Here is an 8,305-nt window from a genome sequence, read left to right as displayed (position 1 = left end):
CCCTTTCCCCTGAAGTTCTACACAAATATATCCACAGAAAAAGTGAATAAAAACGACGTTGGGCACCGGGTAATGTTTATAACTATGGTTGAATCTGTGAGTTATCCCAATGTTATCCGTTTTTTACCCGATTTCATGCGGTGGTTTACCGCCACAGGGGAGTGTGAAACAATCACCCTATCTTGCGAATTTGCTATTGAGGTAGTCCAGTGATCGACGATGATGGCTACCGCCCAAACGTGGGTATCGTAATCTGTAATCGCCAGGGGCAAGTTCTTTGGGCCCGTCGCTTTGGTCAGAATTCTTGGCAGTTTCCTCAAGGGGGAATCAATCCCGGAGAAACCGCCGAGCAGGCGATGTACCGCGAACTGTTTGAGGAAGTAGGGTTGGGGCGAAAAGATGTCAAAATTCTTGCATCAACCCGTAACTGGTTACGCTATAAATTACCTAAACGTTTGGTGCGTTGGGACACAAAGCCGGTTTGTATCGGCCAGAAGCAGCGTTGGTTCTTATTGCAACTGATGTGCAATGAGTCAGAAATCAACATGCAGAGAAGTAGTACGCCTGAATTTGACGGCTGGCGCTGGGTCAGTTTTTGGTATCCAGTGCGTCAGGTTGTCTCATTTAAACGCGATGTATATCGTCGGGTGATGAAAGAATTCTCACCTGTGGTCATGCCATTGCAGGAAGTGACCCCGCCAACGGCGCGGACCTCTCCTGCTTATCGCCGTAAAAGAGGTTAAGTGGCTTTAATCATGCTCACGCGTTTGCGGGAAATAGTAGAGAAGGTGGCTGCGGCCGCAAGCTTAACTGACGCATTGGAAGTGCTCGTTAACGAAACCTGTCAGGCAATGGACACCGAAGTGTGTTCCATTTATTTGGCTGACAACGATCGTCAATGCTATTACCTGATGGCGACACGCGGTTTGAAAAAACCGCGTGGGCGTGTGGTTACGCTGGCTTTCGACGAAGGAATTGTCGGGCTAGTTGGGCGTTTGGCTGAGCCGATTAACTTGGCTGATGCGCCGAGCCATCCAAGTTTCAAATATGTGCCAAAGGTAAAAGAAGAGCGCTATCGTGCTTTTCTTGGTGTACCTATTATTTATCGTCGCCAACTGTTGGGCGTTCTTGCCGTGCAGCAACGTGAATCTCGTCAGTTCAATGAAACGGAAGAGTCGTTCTTAGTGACGCTCGCGACGCAGCTAGCAGGGATCCTCTCGCAGGCACAGCTTAATGGCCTGTTTGGACGCCTACGGCAAAATAGGATCAGAGCGATCGCCGCATCGCCGGGGATCGCCGTTGGTGAAGGGTGGATGGATGTTAGTCAGCCGTCACTCGAGCAGGTTTTTCAAGCCTCCACGCTAGATAGCGCAAGTGAACGTGAGCGTATGACGCAGGCGTTGGAAGATGCCTCCGCCGAGTTTCGTCGCTTCAGCAAACGTTTTACGGCGAATTCCCAGAAAGATAGCGCAGCGATTTTCGATCTTTACTCTCACCTGATCAACGACGCTAGACTGAAACGCGAGTTGATGAATGAGATCGATGCCGGATCCGTCGCCGAGTGGGCCGTGAAGCAAGTCATCGAGCGTTTTGCTGAACAGTTCGCCAATCTACAAGATCCTTATATGCGCGAGCGTGCGAGCGATCTGCGTGCGCTGGGGCAACGTCTGCTCTTCCATCTCGATGATAATGCAACGGGCATCAACCAATGGCCTGAACGCTTCATCTTGGTTGCCGATGAACTCACGGCCACTATTCTGGCTGAGGTTCCTCAAGAACGTATGCTAGGCGTCGTAGTGCGTGACGGTGCGGCCAACTCGCATGCGGCGATTTTAGTGCGTGCGATGGGGGTGCCTACGGTAATGGGGGCTGATATTCAGCCGACGTTGCTGCATGAGCGTCAGCTGATTGTCGATGGTTACCGCGGCGAAGTGTTAGTCGCTCCCGATCCTGTATTGGTACATGAATATCAGCGCTTGGTGAATGAAGAGATTGTGCTAAGCAAGATGGCGGAGGACGACGCCGAAAAACCAGCGCAGTTAAAAAGTGGTGAACGCGTACAGGTGATGCTTAATGCTGGCCTCAGCGCCGAACATGAACAGCGTCAAGACAGCCGAGTGGATGGCGTTGGGCTGTACCGCACTGAAATTCCGTTCATGTTGCAAAGCGGTTTCCCTTCTGAAGAAGAGCAGGTGGCTCAGTATCAAGGAATGCTGCAGATCAATCCAAACAAGCCAGTAACGCTGCGAACTTTGGATATTGGTGCAGATAAGCAATTACCTTATATGCCGATCAGCGAAGAGAACCCAAGCCTTGGTTGGCGTGGTATTCGGATCACGCTCGATCAACCTGAGATCTTCTTGGTTCAGGTTCGAGCCATGTTGCGAGCCAACGCGGCAAGCGGCAACTTAAATATTCTTCTGCCAATGGTGACCAGCCTGAGCGAAGTGGATGAGGCGAAACGACTGATTGAACGTGCAGGGCGGGAAGTTGAAGAGATGATCGGCTATGCACTGCCCAAGCCGCGCATTGGCGTAATGCTGGAAGTGCCGTCGCTGATTTTCCTGCTGCCATTTTTGGCTGAGCGCGTGGATTTCATTTCCGTTGGGACGAACGATTTAACGCAGTACCTGTTAGCGGTCGATCGGAATAACACCCGCGTAGCTTCACTATACGACAGCTTACATCCCGCAATGCTGCGCGTGTTGCAGCAGGTGGTTCAGGAGTGTGACCGCTTGAATCTACCGATTAGCGTATGTGGGGAAATGGCGGGAGATCCGATGGGGGCGCTATTGCTGGTGGGAATGGGATATCGCAATCTCAGCATGAACGGCCATAGCGTTCCACGTATTAAATACCTGCTGCGAACTATTGAACTCGAAGATGCAAGCTTCTTGGCTCAGCGTGTATTGGAAAGCCAAATGTCGACAGAGGTTCGTCATCTCACCGCCGCCTTTATGGAGCGCCGTGGGCTTGGCGGCTTAATTCGTGGTGGTTTGTAATTTTTTTGTTTTATTTTCCATCTCTTGATAATGATTAATCCTAAACTATTCACAATAAAGAGGTCTTGTTATCCGCATTTACTAAAGAGAAACCTGTATTACGCAGTAATTTTCCCTCTAGTGTGGAGTCTCATTAAAAGTTGTGGGATGATTGTGCGGTTTTTCAGGGGGCGTGAATGGGTAAATTAACGCTATTATTATTGATACTGTTAGGCTGGTTGCAATATTCATTGTGGATTGGCAAAAACGGTATCCATGATTATGTGCGCGTAAAAGAAGATGTTGCGGCTCAGCAAGCTAATAACGGCAAGCTGAAATCTCGCAACGATCAGCTATTTGCTGAAATTGATGATCTAAATGGTGGGCAAGAAGCCATTGAGGAACGCGCACGTAACGAACTTGGTATGATAAAACCTGGCGAAACATTCTATCGTCTGGTGCCTGATCAGTCGAAACGCAATGGTGGTACGACTCAGTCTTCGCCAATGCCTTCGTCCTCATCGTCTACAGCACGAAATTAGCCCCCGTCAGTAGTATCTGCCAATGGTGCCTGTCAGCGATAACGTTGAGCCTGATTTAATGCGTATGCGTTTCATGACAATGGCTTAAACAGTTCGAATCCTAATATTAATAACTACAAGCCAAAATGTATGAGTGCTCCTGACGAATCACCACTCTTTTCTGTCGTCGCCGTTGTGCCAGCCGCGGGTGTTGGCAGCCGGATGCGCTCGACTTGCCCAAAGCAATATTTGTCTATCGATGGTAAAACGATCCTCGAACATTCGGTGGCGGCGTTACTGCGTCATGCCGATGTTGAGCGGGTGGTTGTGTCCATTAGTCCTGATGACGGCTATTTCTACAATTTACCGCTGGCAAACGATCCGCGAGTACAGGTGGTATACGGCGGTGCGCAGCGTGCAGACTCGGTTTTTGCCGGTCTACAAGCGGCGACAGATGCGCATTGGGTGTTAGTGCATGATGCCGCCCGCCCCTGTCTGCATCAAGACGATCTCAGCAATTTGCTGGCCCTGCGGCACACATCTAAAGTTGGCGGGATCCTCGCGGCTCCCGTTCGCGATACCATGAAACGAGCGGAAGCGGGGATCAACAGCATTGCGCATACGGTCGATCGCGAAGCGCTGTGGCATGCATTAACTCCCCAGTTATTCCCTCGTGAGCTGCTGATGATGTGTCTGGAGCGTGCGCTTAATGAAGGCGCTAACGTGACGGATGAGGCATCGGCGTTGGAGTATTGCGGTTATCATCCCCTGTTGGTGTCTGGCCGTTCTGATAATATCAAGGTCACAAGGCCTGAAGATTTTGCGTTAGCTCAGTTTTATCTGTCGCAGCGCACGTAGTCTTTTCTGCGTTGATATACCCCTTTGTTTTACTCTTTTTCGTTTTAACACAGCCTCCAAAGGAGAATGCTTGATGAGAATTGGCCACGGTTTTGATGTTCATAAATTTGGTGGCGAAGGCCCTCTGATCATTGGCGGCGTGCGTATTCCTTACGAGTTTGGTTTGCTTGCGCATTCAGACGGTGACGTGGCGCTCCATGCGGCAACCGATGCGTTGTTAGGTGCTGCAGCTCTGGGCGATATTGGCAAACTGTTTCCCGATACCGATCCGGCGTTTAAAGGTGCTGACAGTCGTGCGTTGCTGCGCGAAGCTTATCGTCGCATCCGCGCCAAGGGATACCGCTTAGGTAACCTCGATATCACTATTATCGCTCAGGCACCGAAGATGGCTCCGCATATTCCTCAAATGCGCGTTAACTTAGCCGAAGATCTCGAGTGTCATATGGATGATGTTAACGTCAAAGCGACGACAACAGAGAAATTAGGCTTCACCGGTCGTGGCGAAGGTATTGCCTGCGAAGCGGTTGCATTGTTGATTAAGGAGTAACGCGTGGATTTTGATGCACTCCATTATCTGCATGGGCGTCCTCAGGGCACCGGTGTTCTGAAGGCTTTCCCAGAGGATTTCTTCGTCTCTGAAGATTTGGGTTTTGAACCCGATGGCGAAGGCGAACACCTCCTAGTGCGTATTCGCAAGGAAGGCTGCAATACACAGTTCGTCGCCGATAATCTCGCACGTTTCGCAAAAATTCCCCAACGTTCGGTCAGCTACGCTGGATTAAAAGACCGTCATGCGGTAACCGAACAGTGGTTCTGCCTGCATCTGCCGGGGAAAGAGTCACCTGATCTCAGCCAGTTTATTTTGGAAGGTTGCCAAGTGGTTCGCAGTGCGCGCCATTTGCGTAAACTGCGAATTGGTACGTTGAAAGGCAACACTTTCCGCTTAGTACTACGCCATATCACTGACCGCGACGACGTTGAGCAGCGCTTGCAGGCGATTGCGACAGAAGGCGCGCCAAACTATTTCGGTGCCCAGCGTTTTGGCCGTGGTGGTAATAACCTGATTCAGGCGGCCAAGTGGTCGCGTGGTGAAATTCAGGTCAGAGAGCGAGCCAAACGCAGTTTCTATCTTTCGGCTGCACGTAGCGCTATGTTCAATCAGATAACGAATATGCGTTTGGCGCAGGACTTGCAGCGTCAGGTGATGCTGGGCGATGCCATGCAACTGACTGGGCGCGGCAGTTGGTTTGTCGCCAATGCCGAGGAGTTAGAAAGTTTGCAGCAGCGAACTGACGGCGGCGAGCTACAGATTACGGCAGCGTTGCCAGGAGATAACGATCTCGGTACGCGCGATTTAGCGGCCCAATTTGAGCAGCAAGCTATCGCAGACTATGCCGATTTACTGGCATTGGTTAAGCGTGAGCGAGTGGAGTCTGCGCGCCGTGCAATGCTGGTGAAACCACAGGAGATGAGCTGGTCTTGGTGGGACGATGCGACGGTAGAAGTTGAATTCGCCCTTCCTGCTGGCTGTTTTGCGACCAGTATTGTGCGTGAGTTGTTCAATCAGGAAAACCCTAATGCGGATCTTGCTGAGTAACGACGACGGCGTAATGGCTCCGGGCATTCAAACGTTGGCGGCAGCGCTACGTGAGTTTGCTCAGGTACAGGTTGTGGCGCCCAATCGTAATCGCAGCGCCTCATCAAACTCGTTGACGCTTGAATCGCCATTGCGTATTGAGACACTGACGAATGGTGACATCAGTGTGATTGACGGTACGCCAACCGACTGTGTCTACCTTGGCGTTAACGCCCTGATGCGGCCGCATCCCGAAATTGTCGTTTCTGGCATTAATGCGGGGCCCAATTTGGGAGACGATGTGATTTACTCCGGTACCGTCGCGGCGGCAATGGAAGGACGTCACTTAGGTTTTCCTGCGCTGGCGGTTTCACTTGATGGTTTCCAGCACTATGATACTGCTGCACAGGTGACGTGCCGTTTGCTGAAAGCATTGGCACAATACCCGTTGCGTACGGGACGAATTTTGAATGTTAACGTTCCAGACTTACCTCTGGAACAGGTTAAAGGCATTAAAGTGACGCGTTGTGGTAGTCGACACCCTGCTGATAAGGTGATTCATCAGCAGGATCCACGTGGGCGAGATCTGTACTGGATTGGGCCTCCTGGGGAAAAACAGGATGCTGGGCCAGATACTGATTTTGCCGCCGTGGAGCAAGGCTATGTCTCGATAACACCTTTGCAGGTGGACTTAACGGCATATCACGCGCAGGATTTGCTTTCTTCGTGGCTTGAACAGACTAAGGTCGGTGAGGAATGGTAGATAGACGTGTGCTGACCTTATTGCAGCAGTTGATGCAGCAAGGGATCGGTGATGAGCGAGTGCTAAAGGCATTAGCCGAAGTACCGCGTGAAAAATTCATTGATGAGGCCATGTCTCACAAGGCCTACGATAATACGGCCTTACCTATAGGTTTGGGGCAGACTATTTCGCAACCTTATATGGTGGCGCGAATGACCGAGCTATTACGAGTGGGGCCAGAGGCTAAAGTGCTAGAGATTGGCACCGGATCGGGGTATCAAACCGCGGTGTTAGCACACCTTGTTCAACATGTTTTCTCGGTTGAGCGGATTAAAAGCCTGCAATGGCAGGCGAAAAGACGCCTCAAGCAGTTGGATTTACACAATGTTTCAACGCGTCACGGTGACGGCTGGCAGGGCTGGGCGTCGCGTGGGCCGTTTGATGCGATTATTGTGACCGCGGCACCGCCTGAAATTCCAGAAGCATTGTTGGCGCAGTTGGCCGACGGTGGTCGTTTAGTTCTACCCGTCGGCGAGTTTGATAAAACCCAGCATCTGCGCTGTGTACAGCGCCGTGGTCATGATTTCTTGGTGGAGTCTATCGAACCGGTAAGATTTGTTCCTTTAGTTCAGGGAGAACTAGCCTGATTTTTCAGCTAACTGCTAAGCTGTATCCAAAATAACTGGCGTTGTATGACTGAAGATTCTGACTTTTTGAATAACGCTTGTGCTGGCTCTTCAGGGAATGTCCTTTAAATAGGGATAGTCCTAGAAATAGGGTGAATAGTGAGCGTAACCAGCGCCGATATAGCTTTAAGTATGAAGGGTATAATTCTGTAAAGGGATTATTCTTACTGATTCGTATTTGACCCGCACTCTGCTTTTAGTGTCCAATTCATTACTTCTTGTCGTATATGGCTGGAAACTAAATGCAGCAGGCGAGACTCTATAGAGGAGTCTTACCTGATTTTTATCTTATTTGATGTTTTTCGCTAACCCTATGGTTGGGTTAGTCGGTTCAGAGCACGTGATGCTCTTATTACTTGTGGCGGTTGCTCCTCGTAATGTAGACGTATAAGAGACTGAATATGTTGGATATCGCTGATTTTGCTGTTGTGGGGGAAGCATAAGCATGGGAAGCACGATGATGAAGTGGCGCCAAGTAGCGGCGTGTACTTTGATAACTTTGTGGTTAGCGGGTTGTACGTCAGACAATAGCTCTGCACCAATAAGCTCCGTAAATGGAGGTGGTAATGACCGCATGCTGTCGAACGCCGGAAATAATAATGGCGGGGCACAAACAGGCGACGGCGGTCGTATCATATACAATCGCAGTTATCAGAATATTCCGAAGGGAAGCTATAACGGCGGTACTTATACCGTAAAACGTGGTGATACATTATTTTATATCGCGTGGATTTCGGGGAACGATTTCCGCGATCTTGCAGAGAAAAACAACATTCCAGCCCCTTACAGCCTCAATGTTGGCCAAACTATTAAATTAGATGCCAATAGCAATAGTGGTGGAATGCTCGCAGCTAACGACGGAACCAGTGGAGTGCCAACTCAGCCGTCAAGTGGTCAAATTAAGAGCACAGGTGTTGATTCTCAATCAACCACAGCGTATT

General features: G+C 50.3%; 9 protein-coding genes and 1 pseudogene. All 10 read left to right on the top strand.

Going from position 1 to position 8,305, the window contains the following annotated elements:
- A pseudogene (locus RSC70_RS20670) lies at positions 1 to 213 on the top strand (hypothetical protein); the annotation flags it as partial.
- The gene (gene rppH, locus RSC70_RS20665) at positions 210 to 743 is read left to right on the top strand and encodes an RNA pyrophosphohydrolase (RefSeq protein ID WP_004091644.1); all 534 of its coding nucleotides are present in this window, start codon (positions 210 to 212) and stop codon (positions 741 to 743) included. The pseudogene RSC70_RS20670 and the gene rppH, both read left to right, overlap by 4 nt.
- Before the next feature lie 12 nt (positions 744 to 755).
- On the top strand, positions 756 to 3,002 hold the full coding sequence (gene ptsP / locus RSC70_RS20660; RefSeq protein WP_008815140.1) for a phosphoenolpyruvate--protein phosphotransferase: 2,247 nt from the start codon (positions 756 to 758) through the stop codon (positions 3,000 to 3,002).
- A 176-nt stretch (positions 3,003 to 3,178) separates the two neighbouring features.
- Complete coding sequence (ftsB, locus tag RSC70_RS20655) at positions 3,179 to 3,523, top strand: cell division protein FtsB (RefSeq protein WP_004091640.1); 345 nt, start codon at positions 3,179 to 3,181, stop codon at positions 3,521 to 3,523.
- A gap of 129 nt (positions 3,524 to 3,652) precedes the next feature.
- The gene (ispD, locus tag RSC70_RS20650; protein WP_130961921.1) at positions 3,653 to 4,360 is read left to right on the top strand and encodes a 2-C-methyl-D-erythritol 4-phosphate cytidylyltransferase; all 708 of its coding nucleotides are present in this window, start codon (positions 3,653 to 3,655) and stop codon (positions 4,358 to 4,360) included.
- A gap of 73 nt (positions 4,361 to 4,433) precedes the next feature.
- A complete protein-coding gene (ispF, locus tag RSC70_RS20645) occupies positions 4,434 to 4,907 on the top strand; it encodes a 2-C-methyl-D-erythritol 2,4-cyclodiphosphate synthase (RefSeq protein ID WP_008815142.1) in 474 nt (157 codons plus the stop codon).
- A 3-nt stretch (positions 4,908 to 4,910) separates the two neighbouring features.
- Positions 4,911 to 5,957, top strand: coding sequence for a tRNA pseudouridine(13) synthase TruD (gene truD / locus RSC70_RS20640; protein WP_008815143.1), 1,047 nt, complete (start codon positions 4,911 to 4,913; stop codon positions 5,955 to 5,957).
- Positions 5,938 to 6,699 (top strand): 5'/3'-nucleotidase SurE, encoded by a 762-nt coding sequence (gene surE / locus RSC70_RS20635; RefSeq protein WP_008815144.1) that lies wholly within the window; start codon positions 5,938 to 5,940, stop codon positions 6,697 to 6,699. Before truD ends, surE begins: the two co-directional genes overlap by 20 nt.
- On the top strand, positions 6,693 to 7,325 hold the full coding sequence (locus RSC70_RS20630; protein WP_039185553.1) for a protein-L-isoaspartate(D-aspartate) O-methyltransferase: 633 nt from the start codon (positions 6,693 to 6,695) through the stop codon (positions 7,323 to 7,325). Before surE ends, RSC70_RS20630 begins: the two co-directional genes overlap by 7 nt.
- A 496-nt stretch (positions 7,326 to 7,821) precedes the next feature.
- A partial coding sequence (locus RSC70_RS20625) for a LysM peptidoglycan-binding domain-containing protein (protein WP_332543458.1) occupies positions 7,822 to 8,305 on the top strand: 484 nt, incomplete at its 3' end.

Origin of the sequence: Hafnia sp., from assembly GCF_036648275.1 — a bacterium.
Lineage (GTDB): Bacteria > Pseudomonadota > Gammaproteobacteria > Enterobacterales > Enterobacteriaceae > Hafnia > Hafnia alvei.
The sequence above is the reverse complement of the archived record's forward strand: the minus strand, read 5'-3'. Positions and strand labels throughout refer to the sequence as shown.

Bases quoted from the DNA above. Each gene is read 5' to 3' on its own strand.
- ftsB (WP_004091640.1), top strand. From the start codon at position 3,179: ATGGGTAAATTAACGCTATTATTATTGATACTGTTAGGCTGGTTGCAA.
- ptsP (WP_008815140.1), top strand. From the start codon at position 756: ATGCTCACGCGTTTGCGGGAAATAGTAGAGAAGGTGGCTGCGGCCGCA.
- surE (WP_008815144.1), top strand. From the start codon at position 5,938: ATGCGGATCTTGCTGAGTAACGACGACGGCGTAATGGCTCCGGGCATT.
- ispD (WP_130961921.1), top strand. From the start codon at position 3,653: ATGAGTGCTCCTGACGAATCACCACTCTTTTCTGTCGTCGCCGTTGTG.
- ispF (WP_008815142.1), top strand. From the start codon at position 4,434: ATGAGAATTGGCCACGGTTTTGATGTTCATAAATTTGGTGGCGAAGGC.
- RSC70_RS20630 (WP_039185553.1), top strand. From the start codon at position 6,693: ATGGTAGATAGACGTGTGCTGACCTTATTGCAGCAGTTGATGCAGCAA.